At 52.4% G+C, this 15,665-nt stretch carries 9 protein-coding genes, 1 riboswitch and 1 other annotated feature (1 of these 11 only partly in view); all 9 genes read left to right on the top strand.

The window, feature by feature from the left end:
- Positions 1–16 precede the first annotated feature (16 nt).
- The 9 genes from ABEA66_RS00850 (at position 17) to ABEA66_RS00890 (ending at position 15,229) form a co-directional block, all read left to right on the top strand.
- Entirely contained in the window at positions 17–1,327 is a 1,311-nt protein-coding gene (locus ABEA66_RS00850; protein WP_345585158.1) for an ABC transporter substrate-binding protein, read from the top strand.
- 40 nt (positions 1,328–1,367) lie between these two features.
- The gene (locus ABEA66_RS00855; protein ID WP_345585160.1) at positions 1,368–3,749 is read left to right on the top strand and encodes a glycosyl hydrolase family 95 catalytic domain-containing protein; all 2,382 of its coding nucleotides are present in this window, start codon (positions 1,368–1,370) and stop codon (positions 3,747–3,749) included.
- 145 nt (positions 3,750–3,894) lie between these two features.
- Positions 3,895–5,067 (top strand): alpha/beta hydrolase family protein, encoded by a 1,173-nt coding sequence (locus ABEA66_RS00860; protein WP_345585162.1) that lies wholly within the window; start codon positions 3,895–3,897, stop codon positions 5,065–5,067.
- A gap of 303 nt (positions 5,068–5,370) precedes the next feature.
- The gene (locus ABEA66_RS00865) at positions 5,371–6,348 is read left to right on the top strand and encodes an AAA family ATPase (RefSeq protein WP_345585164.1); all 978 of its coding nucleotides are present in this window, start codon (positions 5,371–5,373) and stop codon (positions 6,346–6,348) included.
- Between the two features lie 12 nt (positions 6,349–6,360).
- Positions 6,361–7,596, top strand: coding sequence for a DUF58 domain-containing protein (locus ABEA66_RS00870; protein WP_345585166.1), 1,236 nt, complete (start codon positions 6,361–6,363; stop codon positions 7,594–7,596).
- Complete coding sequence (locus tag ABEA66_RS00875; protein ID WP_345585168.1) at positions 7,559–10,009, top strand: transglutaminase TgpA family protein; 2,451 nt, start codon at positions 7,559–7,561, stop codon at positions 10,007–10,009. The genes ABEA66_RS00870 and ABEA66_RS00875 overlap by 38 nt, the downstream gene beginning before the upstream one ends.
- A 390-nt stretch (positions 10,010–10,399) precedes the next feature.
- Positions 10,400–11,938, top strand: a complete 1,539-nt coding sequence (gene guaA / locus ABEA66_RS00880; RefSeq protein ID WP_192704647.1) for a glutamine-hydrolyzing GMP synthase — start codon at positions 10,400–10,402, stop codon at positions 11,936–11,938.
- Between the two features lie 208 nt (positions 11,939–12,146).
- Positions 12,147–13,367, top strand: coding sequence for a flagellin N-terminal helical domain-containing protein (locus ABEA66_RS00885; RefSeq protein ID WP_345585175.1), 1,221 nt, complete (start codon positions 12,147–12,149; stop codon positions 13,365–13,367).
- A 190-nt stretch (positions 13,368–13,557) separates the two neighbouring features.
- Positions 13,558–13,658: riboswitch (purine riboswitch) on the top strand.
- A 173-nt stretch (positions 13,659–13,831) separates the two neighbouring features.
- Positions 13,832–15,229 (top strand): NCS2 family permease, encoded by a 1,398-nt coding sequence (locus tag ABEA66_RS00890; protein WP_079913823.1) that lies wholly within the window; start codon positions 13,832–13,834, stop codon positions 15,227–15,229.
- A 195-nt stretch (positions 15,230–15,424) separates the two neighbouring features.
- Positions 15,425–15,665, top strand: a binding site (T-box leader); it runs 26 nt beyond the window's last position.

Here is a 15,665-nt window from a genome sequence, read left to right on the forward strand (position 1 = left end):
CAAAGGGGACCGATGTATGAAAAAAGCGAAAAACACGTTCATCTTGGCGTCAGCATTCGTGCTGCTAGCTTCTCTTGTCCAAGGCTGCTCCGAAAAAACGGATGGAAAGAAGGAAGACGGAGCGGCGTCAGCGAAAATAAATACGGATCCGGTGACACTTACCTTTTATGGGAATATGTCGGAGGAGCTGTTCCAGAAGCTGGTTGTAGCGCCGGTCAAATTAAAGTATCCGCATATCGATATGACGCTTGTTCCGATGACCAAAAAAATCGATGAATTGATGGCTTCGGGAGAGGTGCCCGATATATTGGGGGATAACATCTCGGCGATCGGGAAGTACCAGACTCTTGGTCTTCTGGAAGATTTGACCCTATATGTGAAAACGTTTAACTTGGATTTGGCCAAGATAGATCCGGTCGTCATGGATACGGTCCGTAAAAATTCGGGCGACGGCAAGCTGTATGCGCTTCCGATATCCGGTAACGTGGTCACGATGTATTACAACAAGGATATTTTCGATCGCTTCGGTGTGCCTTACCCTACGGACGGCATGACATGGGATCAGGTCTATGAGCTTGCGAAAAAAGTAACGAGAACCGACGGCGGCGTGGCGTATCGAGGCTACGATTTCCAGGATCTGTTCCAGGTTCAATACAATCAGCTGTCGATACCGGTCATTGACGAAAAAACGAATAAAGCGATTGTGAACAATGCCGAATGGAAGAAGCTATTCGAAAACTGGGCCCGGTTCTATACGATTACCGGCAACGAAGTGGACATGACGACGTATGGAAAAGGTTTGAACTTGTTTTCCAAAGACAAGACGCTGGCGATGTATTCCACCAGCTCGTTCTTCTCCTCGATGCCCGAGGCCGTTAAAAACGGGTTGAACTACGACGTAGTCAGCCTGCCGAGCTTCCCGGAGGCGCCGAATACCGGCGTTCAAGTAGAGGGGGGCGCCCGTATGATCACTACGACCTCCAAGCATAAGGATCAGGCATTTCTGGCTCTCAGCGCAATGCTGACCGAGGATGCGCAGCGGCTCATTGCCAGAAATGGCAACAGCTCCATTCTCGCCAATTCGGACATCAATAAGGACTTCGGACTGGACATTGAAGTATTGAAGGGGAAAAACCGCGAAGCGTTTATCAAGAATAAAAGCGCAAAGCCGTTCCCGTCCATCACCAAATATGATGCGGCGGCATTTTCGATCATGCGCTCGCAGTTCAAGAAGGTGGCAACGGGCCAAGCCGATGTGAATACAGCGCTGCGGGAAGCCGAGGAACTGATCAACAAATCGATTGCAGATCAGATGAAGCAGCAATAGCAATAGCTTTATTGAAATAGAGACTGAAGGGATGATGGAGATGAAGCCGCAAGAAGCTGTGAAAAATAAACTGATATTGAACTACCCTTCCTCGTGGTGGGGGGCCAAATGGCGCGAGGCGCTTCCATCCGGTAACGGGAAGCTCGGTGCTGCGGTTTATGGCAGCGTATATGAGGAGACCGTTCTGCTTACCCACGAGGAGCTGTGGCGCGGCAGCCAGACACCGGAGCTTCCGGACGTAAGCGATAAGCTGCCGGAAGTAAGAAGACTGATGCTGGGCGGCGAGGCTCCCAAGGCGAACCGGATTCTGGCGGATGCCCTGGAGGAGCGGGGCTACAAGCCTAAGATGGCTTGGCCGCTTCCGCTTGCCGATCTTAAGGTCATCATGTCTTCACCGCACGGGTTTAAAGCCTATCAACGCGAATTGAACATGGAGACAGGGGAAGTGACAGTAACCTGGCGTGACGGTGAAACCCGGTACTATCGTTCGTTGTTCGTCTCCCGTCCCGACGATGTCATCGTATATGAGATTCGTGCGGAGGGTCCGGATAAAGTTCAGGCCGAGTTCCGGCTGGAGCTTCACGACCCGAAGGATATTCGCAAGTCGGCGACACTGCCGGAGAAAGTGGAGCAGAAGACGGATGGACAATATTTATTCTATGCCGCTGAAAATGACGACCGAACCGACTTCGGCGCAGTGGCCAGGGTAATCCCGCAAGGGGGTACTTTAGAGTCCGGGGCGGATAGACTGCATGTAAGCGGAGCGGACAGCGTCCTTGTTATTCTGCAATTGTTCGTCAAGGGCGAGCGCGCAGCCGAATGGCCGCTGGCCCAGAGAGCCTTAGCCGAAATGAAGCCGAGCTACTTAAGCTTGCTGCAGCCTCACGCAGAGGAGCACGGCCGTCTTTTCCGCGCGGTGAGTCTTGATCTTGGCGCCGGCAGCCACGCTCGCTCCAATGAAGAGCTGCTGCTGGACGCTTACAAGGGAGAGGCGTCGCTTGAAATGACGGAGAAGATGTGGGCGTACGGACGCTATCTGCTCATCTCGAGCTCCCGCGACGGGGGCCAGCCATGCCATCTGTATGGGCTATGGTGTGGTGAATACGAGGGCATGTGGGCATTTAACATGTCTAACGAAAACATCCAAATGATCTATTGGCAGGCATTATCGGGGAATATGCCGGAGCTCTTGCTGGCCATGTTCGATTATTTCGACCGGCTGCTGGACGACTTCCGCACGAACGCGAAGCGGCTGTACGGCTGCCGGGGAATTTACATACCTGCTCCGACAGCGCCGGACACAGGACTGCTGAAGCATAAGGCGCCGCACATTATTCATTGGACCGGAGCGGCCGGATGGATTGCGCAGCATTATTACGATTATTACTTGTATACGGGCGACCTGCAGTTTCTGCGGGAGCGTGCGCTGCCGTTCCTTAGGGAAACGGCGCTGTTCTACGAGGATTTCTTCTTCGAGGATGAAGAAGGGTATTATGTAAGCTGTCCTTCGAATTCACCGGAGAATTTCCCTGGGAACTACTCGCAAGGACCGGGGAAAAAGCCGCTGACCGAGACAGCGATCAACAGCACGATGGATTTTGCCATTGCCAAGGAAGTGCTTACCCACCTGATCGAAGGCGCAGAAGAGGCCGGAGTCTATTCCGAGGAAATCGGCAAATGGAAAACGATGCTCGGCAAGATTCGACCTTACCGGATAAATGAGGACGGAGCGGTAAGCGAATGGATGCATCCGGATTTCCATGATAATTACCATCATCGCCACCAGTCCCATATATATCCCGTATTCCCGGGGACGGAAGTGTCCAGGGACCGGGATCCCGAGCTGTTTGAAGCGTTCGTCACCGCCGCCAAAAAACGGCTGGTCATCGGGCTGAAGGAGCAGACGGGCTGGTCGCTGGCCCATATGTCCAACCACTATGCCCGGATGGGGGAAGGCGATTTGGCGCTGGAGTGTCTGGATCTTCTGAGCCGTACGTGCGTCATTAACAATTTCTACACATTCCATAACGACTGGCGCAAAATGGGCATCGGCGTCGATGCGGATTGGGCTCCGTTCCAGATCGACGCCAATATGGGATGGAGCGCGGCGGTTCAGGAGATGCTGCTGTTCTCCTTGAACGGCACGATCCGTGTGCTGCCGGCGCTGCCATCCAAGTGGAGAAAAGGCCATGCCGGTCCGCTGCTTGCCCGCGGAGCCGTTGAGGTTTCCATCGCTTGGGATCAGGATGCGGGCACGGTTCAGCTGGAGCTTTGCTCCAGAAACCGGAGCCAGACGGTAGACCTTGAGCTTCCGCGGCCTGTTGCGGACGTTCAGGGCCTCCATGTCGATGGAAACCGAATTCGGGGTGTAGCGCTGGAAGCGGGAGTTCCCGTTCGGCTTGTATTAAACTATGTAAACTAGGAAAAAGAGGGGTGCAGAGGTGCACCCCTCTTTTGAATTACGTTAGTTTAATACAAATTTACATTAGGATTGGCAATGTCCCCCTCTTGGACAGAGTGCTATAATCTCTGTAATTCGAAGCCAAGTGCATGAGGAGGAGAACCGTTTGTCCAGCCAATCTATAACCCCATTAGCTCATCCCTGGAACCTTGCCAGGCTGATGCAGGCTCCTGAGGCCATTCCCGTCCCGGAGCTGAACGTGGGGGATATCCAAGCGATTTATTTTGAAAGTGAGCCTTACCGGGGGAAGCCGACTCGTGTATTCGCTTATTATGGAGTCCCTGCAGAGGCCTCTGATACCAAAGTACCGGCCATCGTACTGGTCCATGGAGGCGGAGGGACGGCCTTTCTGGAATGGATCAAGCTCTGGACGGACCGGGGATATGCGGCCATCGCAATGGACTTGGAGGGGCATCTGCCTCTAGCCAAGGATAGTGAGGGCAAACGCCCTTCGCACGATTGGAGCGGACCCTCCCGCCAGGGGGAATTCGGAGATTACGCTCTTCCCGTCGGGGAGCAGTGGATGTACCATGCCGTTGCTGCCGTTATAAAGTCGCATTCATTCCTGCGCTCGCTGGCTGAAGTGGATTCCGGCAGAGTAGGGATTCACGGAATATCCTGGGGAGGCATTGTCACAAGTATAGTATCCGGAGTGGATCACCGTTTTGCCTTTTCTATCCCCGTATACGGATGCGGTTATTTATATGAGGCGTCAAACCGATATGGCGAAGCCTTCGCCAGAATGCCCGAAACGTATGCGGAGCAAATCAAACGATGGTGGGACCCGTCAACCTACTTGCCGCATAGTACGATGCCTATGCTGTGGGTGAACGGGGACGCAGATGCGCATTTTCCGCTGCATTTAACCAGCAAATCATATGAAGTATCCCGAAGCCGCCGCAGCGAATCGCTGCTCAGCATTCAATTCGGATTAGGCCATTCTCATGCCAAAGGATGGAGTCCCAAGGAGATCTATGCCTTTGCAGATCAGATTGTCAGAGGTGGGCAGCCGCTTGCTCAATTGACTGAGCTCGTGGAGAGCAACGGGCAAGCTTTGGCTCGTTACATGGCTGAAGGATCGCTGATAACAGCGGAGCTGCGTTATACACTGGATACTTCGGACTGGTTCCACATGAATTGGGAGGTGGCCGAGGCCGCCGTTGACCCCTTGCAGCGCGAGATTAGAGCCGATATTCCCGTGGGGACCCGGGCTTATTTTATTCTCGTTACGGATGATCGGGATTATACCGTTTGTTCTTCCATACAGCATCTCGGGTAGAACAACCAAGGTAGAGGAGAAGAGATTTATAGGATGAAAGATTTATAGTATGAAGTAGCAGGGGGGTGCTGTTAAAAGCACTCCCTTATTTGGCGTGCATTCAATAATGGCTGGGGACTACTCTTATAAAAAAGTTCAACTGGCAGCATGCAATCTATCACACTTGGGTTATGCAGATCATGGATGTCCGGTTCGAAGGCGGGTCAAACAAGGCTTGTCCGTTTATAGCAGAGTCTAAATGCCTTGTAGATTGGAAATAATAGATTCAATAGAAACCAATCTATTGAAGGAGGCAGGTTCATTATGCAGGTGCATTCATCTTTCTTTGATCCGCCGCAGGCTATGCTTGAACGAGTTATCTATCAAATGGAGAAAGTAATTATTGGAAAGCGGGATGTCATAGAAAAGCTGCTGGTCGCTCTGTTGTGCGGAGGGCATGTTCTGCTGGAGGATGTGCCGGGTGTCGGCAAGACGATGCTGGTCCGCGCTTTATCCCGGACGATAGACTGCAGCTTCCAGCGCATTCAATGCACACCGGATCTGCTGCCGTCGGATCTGACGGGAAGCAGCATCTTTAATCAGCAAACGTCGCAGTTTGAATTCCGCCCCGGTCCCTTGATGGCGAATCTCGTTTTGGCCGATGAGCTGAACCGGGCGACACCGCGTACGCAGTCGGCGCTTCTAGAAGCCATGGAGGAGAATAAAATTACGGTGGACGGCGCAACGTACCCTTTGCCGGAGCCTTTCTTTTTGCTGGCTACGCAAAATCCTATCGATTTTGCCGGGACCTTCCTGCTGCCGGAAGCCCAGCTCGACCGTTTTTTGATGAAATTAAGTCTGGGGTACCCCGACGCGGCCGAGGAAGTGGAGCTGCTTAACCGGGTGGAGGAGCGGCATCCCATCAGTCAGCTTCGTCCGCTGATGCTGCCGGAGGAATTCGCTTCTTTGCAAAAGGAAGCGGCAAGGGTCCATGTGGATGATACGGTAAAGCACTATATCGTTCAGCTGGCGGCCGCGACGAGGAGACATCCGGAAATTGCGCTTGGGGCAAGCCCGAGAGCGTCTATTGCTCTGATGCGGGCAGCCCAGGGACGGGCATTTTTGTCCGGAAGAAGCTTTGTCATTCCAGATGACGTGAAGCAGATGCTGCTTCCAGTCATTGCCCATCGCCTGATGCTGACCGCAGAGGCTTCATTGGCGGACAAACAGGGCGAACCGATTCTGGAATCCATCGCCGCGGCGACACCGATTCCGGCACGGCGCTATGCCCCGGCACAGTAAGGAGGAGCAGCGATGCGCAATGTGCTGATGATGTTGTTCTTGTTCTTGAGCTGGGGGGCGTCCTGGTATTGGGCGAATGCCCTGGGAGGGCGTTCGGCATGGATATGCTTTTACGGCTTAAGCTTCCTGCTGCTGTACATCGGCGCCGGAGCCGTGGGCTTGCTGCGTCCGGTTCGTGTAGAACGAACGAAGGAGCCGATTCGCTGCTGGAGCGGGGAGGCGTTGGAGCTGAAGCTGCGCTTGAGATACGGCGCCATGGTCATGCCGCTCGGCTGGCTGCTGGTGGAGGAGCGCTGGATGAATACCGGTACCGGTGAAATGATCGTCGTCCGCGATACGGTGCGTTTGCAGCTGAACGGCACCGGGGAAGCGGTGCTGCGGCTGCCCGGTATGCCGCGAGGCTTATACCGGCTGGAGGAGTCCGGCGTCGGGATCATCGACGCCTTCGGGCTGCTGCGTATCCGGCGCCGCAGCATCCAAACCGGCCAGCACCGCATCCTGGTGCTGCCAAGGCCGCTGCAGCTGCAGACGGCTGCTATAGGGGCGGGAGAGGAGCTCCCGCCCGCGGGGCCGCAGCCTCGGCTGCAGCGGCAGGCCGCGTCCACGCTGGCGTACGGGACGCGGCCTTATGCGCCGGGGGATCCGCTGAACCGGATCCACTGGCGCTCGACCGCGCGCGCAGGAGCTCTGCGCGCGAAGGAAACCGAGCAGCCCGGCAGCGACCGGCTGCTCATCTGTCTCGACGCGGCCAAGGGCGTGCCGAACGCTGCGGCGTTCGGGACGGCGGTTGAGGCCGCGGCAGGGCTCGCCCAGCGTGCGCTGCAGCTGGGCATGGGCGTGCGCCTTGCCGCCACGGACCGGCAAGGGCGGTCCATCGAAGCGCGCGGCCGCGAGCGCTTCGCGGAGCTGCTCGAGCTGCTTGCGCAGCTGCCGTGCGACGGCGATAGCCCCCTGGCATCCGCTGTACAGCGCGAGGCGCTGCACGGCGGACGCGGGGCTGACATCGCCGTCATCACGGCGCAGCCGGATGAGCAGCTGCTGCGGGTCCTGTTCCGGCTGCGGGAGCGCGCCGTTCACATGGTGTACGTTCACGGCGGGGACGTATCTCCCGACGCCGTGAAAGAGTGGCGGCGGCAGGCGGAAGCCGCCGGCTGCCGGTTCACGGCGGTCAGCGCAGCGAATCGGCGCGCCGCCGGGGGAGGTGAGGGCTATGGCTCCGAAGCCAAGCATGCCGCAGCCGGCGCTTAACGATGCGGCTGAGCCGGACCAACCCTGGGCGCTGCGCATAGGCTACGCGCTGCTTCTGTTCTGGCTGATCCGCGCCTGGCTCGTACCGCTGCAGCAGCTGTCCGAATTCACGGAGGTTTACCGGATCGCGCCATTCTTAATTGCCTTTGCTTTTTTCCTTGCTATAGATACGCTTCGTATGCCGGGACCGGCTGCCTGGGGAATCAGGGCGGCGATCATTCTGGCGGCAACCTCGGTGCTTCATAGCGGCCAATGGCTGCCGGGAGCCGGATGGTGGGTATCTTGGCTGCATGATTTGAGTAACGACGCGGTTCACGCAGTCCGGGGGCAGCTGGCCTACATCTCGCCGACGACCCGCACGATGCTGTTTTTAACGGGATGGGCCTTCTTCATCTGGGTGCTGCAGTCCTTTGTGGCGGACCGCCAGCAGCTGCTCTGGTTTATTTTGATGACACTGATTTATCTTGTGGCGCTGCAGCTGATTTTTGACACGGATATGTCAACCGGGCTGATCAGTGCTGCCGGGGCTGGATTGCTGCTCCAGGGATGGCTTCAAGCAGAGCGCTGGACCCGCTGGAAGCGAATCGGGACTCATGGCGCGAGTGTACATAACGACGTTTTATCTTCGCCTCATCCGGACCGGTCAGTCCTGTGGACTCCCATTGCGGCAAGCTGCGTGCTGACGGCACTTTTCATGCTGGGAGCATGGGCCGGTGCGCTTCAGCATCCGGTTCAGGGGAAGCCTATCGATTGGTCGGGTCCGATTGCCTCATGGCAGGAGCGGCTTCATTTTCTTGAGGGGAAAGGTACGGACAACCGGCCGGCCTCCGCTGCCAGAACAGGCTACAGCTCGGATGATTCCCGTCTCGGGTATCCGTTAACCCAGGATGATACCGTCGTCTTCTTGGCCACAACGCCAAAGCTGACCTATTGGAGAGGCGATTCCAAGGCAACTTATACCGGCAAAGGATGGTATGCATCGGATTCCGATCCGGTACAAGCTGGAGTAACCTCTCCGCCCAAGGAAAGCGGGGTTGAACCATCGGAAGTAAAAACGGCAGTTCTCCCGGAAGTAGCGGTTCGACCGGCCATCACTCAGCAAATTGTTCTTAAACAGCGGTTTACTCAGTTGTTTTTGGGCGGTGAATTGACCCGAATCGATTCGCTCATATCCCAGGATGGGGATAGCATTTCTCCGGATTGGGTGTGGAGAGATCGATGGTCCGGCCGGTATTTCTTGCCCGCGTTGGCAGATCCGTTATCGTCTTACACCGTTCAGGTAACGCCCTGGAATTCCCAAGGGCAGGGGAAGCACGTCGAGGAGAATGACCTGGGAGCTGAAGCAGATGCAGCTTATCTGCAGCTGCCCGACAAGCTTCCGTCGCGGATCACCGATTTAGCCTACAGCATCACGAAGGATAGTCCGACACCGTATGCCAAAGCTCAAGCAATAGAACAGTATTTAAGGAGCCACTATACCTACAGTATGGAGCAGTCGCGGCCGCCGGGAGAGGGGCAGGATTTCGTCGATCAATTTTTGTTCGAGCAGCAAATGGGCTATTGCGATCATTTCTCTACCGCGATGGCGGTCATGCTGCGCTCGGTCGGCGTCCCTGCCCGATGGGTCAAGGGCTTTTCTCCCGGGCAGGTCCTTTCCACGGAAACGAACGGTGCGGACGGAGCACTTATGTACCATGTGGAGGTTCGCAATAAAAACGCGCATTCCTGGGTTGAGGTTTATTTCCCTTCCGCGGGGTGGGTGCCTTTTGACCCTACCCCCGGATACGGTGGGGCTGCCTCGGCGGATAGCAACGCCCGGACGGCTTCTGCTGCAGCGGCATCATCCCCTGACAAGGGGTCGGACGCCTCCTTATGGCAGCAGGTTTTGGGCCTTGCTCCTTCTTTTACCCAGCTTATGCACACCGGACGGAGCCTCTTGGAGGCTTTGTCCACCCTGATTCGTGATGTGCCCGAACGTACCCGCCATGCATGGCTGGGGATGCGGCCTTGGCTGCCGCTATCCATTTGGATAACGGCAGGCTGCTTAGCAGCTCTTCTTATCCGCCTGTGGATGAAGAGAATGGCAAAAGCCTCCGCCTACCAGAAGGAAGGACAGGAAGCCGGACTCTCGCTCTTATCCAGGGCCGCGAGGCTGCACGGCGTTCGTGCTTATGCCGTTCAACGTGCTTCCGAACGTCTTTGGAGGAAGCTGCAGCGGCGATGGGGCCGTGCCGAACCGTCACAAACGCTGCGGGAATATGCGCTGACCCGTTCCTACAGCAACGATACCCAGCGGGAGATGCTCCTTCGGTTTATCCGGCTGCAGGAGCGGATTCGATACCATGCGGGTGCATCCTCGGTAACCCGACACCAGCTTCATGAAGCATGGCAAAATATACGCAAAAGCTTGTGAGCCTTTAACGCAAAGGCCGCAGGCTTTTTTGCCGTTTAAATAGTACAGCTTCGTGAGACTTCATGATGATCGTCATTTATCTTTAAAACAATGGGAAATACTAGCTATGAAGCGCTTTATTCTTTGCCTAATTATGCATTTTCGATGGAGGCATTGCCCTTTCTGTAATGGAAGCTTATAATAATGTCTATTGATTTAGAGCAGAGCTTCAAGTCTTGATGGTGAAACAAAAAGGCGGGAGCTTGCGTGTGAATCTGGTTTTGCGCCCGCGAAGGCTTACTAATGGAAGTTTTTTCAAAAACACAGCAACGCTTACGAAGAAAGTTTTTTTCAAAAACTCAAGCAATGCTTACGAAGTAAGTTTTTTTCAAAAACTCTAAGGAGGAAATTATGGACAAGCCGAATGAAATTATTGTTGTGCTCGATTTTGGAGGACAGTACAACCAGCTGATCGCCCGCCGGATTCGGGATTTGGGAGTTTACAGCGAGCTTTTGCCTTACAACACGCCAGCGGAGAAGCTGAAGCAGCTTCAACCCAAAGGGATCGTGTTCTCCGGAGGACCGGCCAGCGTATACGGCGAGGACTCCCCGCTGGTAGACCCTGCGGTTTATGACTTGGGCGTGCCTATTCTCGGCATTTGCTACGGCATGCAGCTGATGGCCCATCAACTGCAAGGGAAAGTGGAAAGAGCCTCGAAGCGCGAGTACGGAAAAGCCGAGGTCGATTTTGCCGACCACTGCAGACTGGTTCATAACCTGGACAAGAAGCAAACGGTGTGGATGAGCCACAGCGATTTGGTAGTAGAGCCTCCTACCGGGTTTATCATCGATGCCAGCACGGAGCATGCTCCTGTAGCGGCTATGAGCCATCCGGAGAAACGGATGTTCGCGGTTCAATTCCATCCGGAAGTGCGTCACTCGGTATACGGCAACGACATGATCCAAAACTTCCTATACAACGTGTGCGAATGCGCAGGCCAATGGAGCATGGAAAGCTTTATCGAAGATACGGTCCGCGATATCCGCAACCAGGTGGGCGACAAGAAGGTCCTTTGCGCGCTGAGCGGCGGCGTGGATTCCTCTGTTGTGGCGATGCTGGTTCATAAAGCGATCGGTGATCAATTGACATGTATGTTCATCGACCATGGTTTGCTGCGCAAAGGGGAAGCGGAAGGCGTTATGGACACCTTTGTCGGCAAATTCGACATGAAAGTGGTCAAAATAGACGCTCGCGAACGTTTTATGAGCAAATTAGCCGGCGTAGACGATCCGGAACAAAAACGTAAAATCATCGGCAACGAGTTCATCCGCGTGTTTGAGGAAGAATCGACACAATTCGACGATTTTGCTTTCCTTGCTCAAGGTACTTTGTATACTGACATTGTCGAGAGCGGAACCGCAACAGCTCATACGATCAAGTCTCACCATAACGTAGGCGGGCTGCCTGAGGATATGAAGTTTGAATTGGTAGAGCCTTTGAAAGCTTTGTTTAAGGACGAAGTGCGCAAAGTAGGTCTGGAGTGCGGCCTTCCGGAGGCTATCGTATGGCGTCAGCCTTTCCCAGGCCCGGGTCTTGCAATCCGTGTGTTGGGCGAAGTAACCGAAGAGAAGCTGGAGATTGTTCGTGAATCCGATGCGATCTTGCGCGACGAGATTGCCAAAGCCGGTCTGGACCGCGAAATTTGGCAGTATTTCACGGCTTTGCCGAACATGAAGAGCGTAGGCGTCATGGGCGATGCCCGTACGTACTCCTACACCGTAGGTATTCGTGCAGTAACCTCCATCGACGGCATGACCGCCGACTGGGCTCGTATTCCTTGGGACATTCTGGAGAAAATCTCCGTTCGTATTGTCAACGAAGTGGATAACGTCAACCGCGTCGTGTACGATATTACGTCCAAGCCGCCTGCAACGATCGAGTGGGAATAGAACTAAACGAATGAAAAAATGACTCTCTTTTATCTGCGATATATAGCAGATAGAAGGGAGTTTTTTATTACCGTTACGCTAACGCTATTGAATATCCGTTTTGGCATAGTGCAAGGGGGTAGCTAGAAATTTTACGATATGTCTAAAGAACTATTCTAAATTATCCGATAGAGAAGTTAAGCAACATTTTCCCTAGAGAGGTAATAAAATGTATATCAGAACAAATATTCAAGCCATAAATGCTAAAAATAAATTACGAATCAATACTGATAAAAAATCAAAGTCTATGGAAAAAATCTCATCAGGACTAAAAATAAATCGAGCCGCTGATAATGCAGCTGGGCTGACAGTTAGCGAAAAGATGAGAGGACAGATAAGGGGATTAAATCAAGCATCTAGAAATATACAAGATGGAATTTCTCTTATCCAAACGGCGGAAGGCGCAATGCAAGAGGTTCATTCCATGCTGCAGCGGATGAATGAACTGGCAATACAAGCGGCAAATGGAACATATAATGATAGCGACAGGGCAAACATTCAAAAAGAAGTTGAGCAATTAAAGATCGAAATCGATAATATCGCAGAAAGTACAAGCTTTAACGGAATATATTTGTTGAATGGCAACACGTCAGTTATCGGCTCTGCTAAATCAATCGATAATCATCCAAACAATAAGCTTGTGACTATAACATCACCAATTGGAAAAGATGTCTCAGAAATTTTAAGAAATTTGGTTACTTCCTTTAACGAAGCAAAAAACGGTAGAACTGGTGATGCGGATTCAAAAAGAGTTGCAGAAAAATTCACCATGTCTGTTTCAAACGATTTATTATACATTACCTGCACCAGTGGTGATGGATTTGCCTTAAGTGGGGGAAGTCCAAATTTATTCTTTGAGGGAAGCAGCGGAAATAGCTACGTATATAAGTTCTCAGAATATATTAATGAGAATGATTTTATAGTTCTCGGAGATATCGGGGGCACATACGGTGGAGATACGTTAAAGTTTTCCTTTAAGGCAGCTCAAAGTGATCAAAGCGGCTTGAATTTGCAAATAGGCACTAATGCCAGCGATTTTCTAACGCTTGATATGCCTAGAGTAGCGGCTTCAAATATAGGAGTTTCAGATATCGATGTTTCGACTGTGACAGGAGCAACTGGAGCTATTGACTCCATAATCAATGCAATCGATACAGTTTCATCAGAGCGTGCAAAACAAGGTTCTTATCAAAATCGCCTCGAACATACAATGAACAACGTAACGAATTATTCAGTGAACCTTTCCAAAGCAGAATCTAGGATAAGAGATACAGACTTAGCAAAGGAAATGATGGAATATACCAAAAGTCAAATTCTTGCGGAAGCGGGACAAACAATGCTGGCTCAAGCTAATGTATTACCACAGAATGTATTGAGATTACTAGGATAGAAATGATTAAGAGTCTCTCCATATGAAAGAGGAGAGGCTCTTTTTTCATAAAGAAGCCATTCGAATTTGGTTAAAGCGATTCCACTTAGAGGAGTTCGAGCAAAATAAACGAACGAGAATAAAAAAACTTTCGTTAATGTTCGGAAAAATCCATTGACAAGTTTCGTCATGAATTTTAGAATAAATGATGAATATTAGGGAATAACTGTTTCGTATAATCCCGGGAATTGGCCTGGGAGTCTCTACGAGATCACCGTAAATGATCTGGCTACGAGCAAACAAAGCGGAAGGCGCACAGTGCTCCCCTGAAATGACACAAGAGGGCTTAAAAGCAAGCCTTTTTCTGTGGTTTCTGGGGGCATTGACAAGCCCTGATCCCGCTTTGCTTGTGAATCCGGCCGTTTGATCATCGATCAAAGCCGGATTTTTTCGTTGTTCCAAAAACCATTGGAGGGATTTGGGGAATGGATCGATTGTTTAAGCTGAGGGAAAACGGTACCAACGTCCGCACGGAAATTATGGCGGGTCTGACCACGTTCATGACGATGGCGTACATTTTGGCCGTAAATCCGAACATTCTCAGTAACTTTGGCTCGGGCGCTACCGGTATGGACTGGACTGCCGTATTTTTGGCAACGGCCATTGCTGCGGGCGTAATGACTATCGCGATGGGACTTTTCGTTAACTTCCCGGTCGCTTTGGCTCCAGGTATGGGATTGAACGCTTATTTCGCTACGGTGATTTTGGCTTCGCAGGGTACATTCACGTACCAAATGGGATTAGCGGCCGTATTTATTTCCGGTTTGATTTTTATCTTGTTAACGGTAACGAAGGTTCGTCAATTGCTGCTGGTCGCTGTGCCTGACAGCTTGAAGCACGCGATTACAGTGGGTATCGGATTGTTTATTACGATCGTCGGCTTGAAAAACAGCGGGATGATGACGATCGCAGTAGAAACGAGCAACGATGTGAAGGCTCATCAATATACGGATCTGCTTTCGTTCGAATCGATTATTCACATGGGCAGCTTGAAGGATCCGAATGTGGTTCTTTGTATCGTCGGGATTTTGTTGATTTCCATCCTGATGGTGCTTCGTGTTCGCGGAGCGATTTTGTTCGGTATTTTGCTGACCACGGTTGTTGGATTGCTCATGGGTCAAGTCAACCTGGGTACTTTGACAGATGCGAAAACGACGTGGGTTCCTGATTTGTCCAAGCTGGCTCTTGGCCATTTTGACTTCCAGGGCGTTCTGAATACAGGGATTATTTCGGTCATTGCGACCTTTACTTTTGTCGAATTGTTTGATACCTTTGGTACGCTGGTAGGTACGGCGAACCGTGCAGGGTTCATGAAAAATAAAGAAGAAGGCAACAAAAAAGTAGGGAAAGCCATGATGGTTGACGCATTTGCGGTCAGCGGCGGCGCATTGGTGGGTACAAGCACCGTGACGGCATTCGTCGAAAGCTCTGCAGGTGTGGCACAGGGCGGACGTACGGGCCTGACCGCTGTAACTACAGGCGTATGCTTCCTGCTTGCTCTCTTCCTGGCTCCAATTGCGGCTCTGATTCCGGGCTCCGCTACGGCGGCGGCTTTGATCATTGTCGGCGTGCTGATGATGCAATCGGTTAAAGAAATCGATTTTCAAGATTTTGTTGTCGCGATTCCAGCGTTTTTCACGATCGCTTTCATTCCGTTCACTTACAACATCGCCAACGGAATTTCATTCGGCGTTGTGACGTACGTGATTCTGGCAACCTTCTCCCGTTTGGGCGGAAACAACACGCACAAGGTTCACTGGCTGATGTGGGTTCTTGCTATTTTGATCGTGCTGCGTTATGTATTTTTCGGCAGCGAAGGATAATGCTTCGGGTGGTAAATGCTTCGGTTTTCCTATTTGGGAAGACCGGGGCTTTTTTAAAATCCAGGTCCTCTTGCAAAAGAGATGAAACAGCTTTAAAGCAGCGACCCTATTTTGTAAAATTATATTGCTGGAAAAAGAATTCCAAACCATGCATTGACTTTTCAAAAAGCGCATACTATAATTGCAAACAATATCAAAAACGCTGGGAACGGGAGCAGTAGTCGGCCGAACTGTTAAGAGAGCTGCGGGATGGTGCAACGCAGTCAGTGAAGCCTGTGAAACTCGCCCGGGAGCGGTGGAACTGAAACGATGTAGCGCTGCATCGGCAAGTAAGTTTCAACGGATGCCTCCGTGATTAGGCGTGCTTAGGGATTCATGCCGTAAGCACACGAGGTGGGTTTAGGCTGTGCAGCCGAACCAACAAGAGTGGTACCGC

This window comes from Paenibacillus vulneris (genome assembly GCF_039543185.1).
In the GTDB taxonomy this organism is placed as follows: domain Bacteria; phylum Bacillota; class Bacilli; order Paenibacillales; family NBRC-103111; genus Paenibacillus_S; species Paenibacillus_S vulneris.

Bases quoted from the DNA above. Each gene is read 5' to 3' on its own strand.
- ABEA66_RS00885 (WP_345585175.1), top strand. From the start codon at position 12,147: ATGTATATCAGAACAAATATTCAAGCCATAAATGCTAAAAATAAATTA.
- ABEA66_RS00850 (WP_345585158.1), top strand. From the start codon at position 17: ATGAAAAAAGCGAAAAACACGTTCATCTTGGCGTCAGCATTCGTGCTG.
- ABEA66_RS00865 (WP_345585164.1), top strand. From the start codon at position 5,371: ATGCAGGTGCATTCATCTTTCTTTGATCCGCCGCAGGCTATGCTTGAA.
- ABEA66_RS00890 (WP_079913823.1), top strand. From the start codon at position 13,832: ATGGATCGATTGTTTAAGCTGAGGGAAAACGGTACCAACGTCCGCACG.
- guaA (WP_192704647.1), top strand. From the start codon at position 10,400: ATGGACAAGCCGAATGAAATTATTGTTGTGCTCGATTTTGGAGGACAG.
- ABEA66_RS00875 (WP_345585168.1), top strand. From the start codon at position 7,559: ATGGCTCCGAAGCCAAGCATGCCGCAGCCGGCGCTTAACGATGCGGCT.
- ABEA66_RS00855 (WP_345585160.1), top strand. From the start codon at position 1,368: ATGAAGCCGCAAGAAGCTGTGAAAAATAAACTGATATTGAACTACCCT.
- ABEA66_RS00870 (WP_345585166.1), top strand. From the start codon at position 6,361: ATGCGCAATGTGCTGATGATGTTGTTCTTGTTCTTGAGCTGGGGGGCG.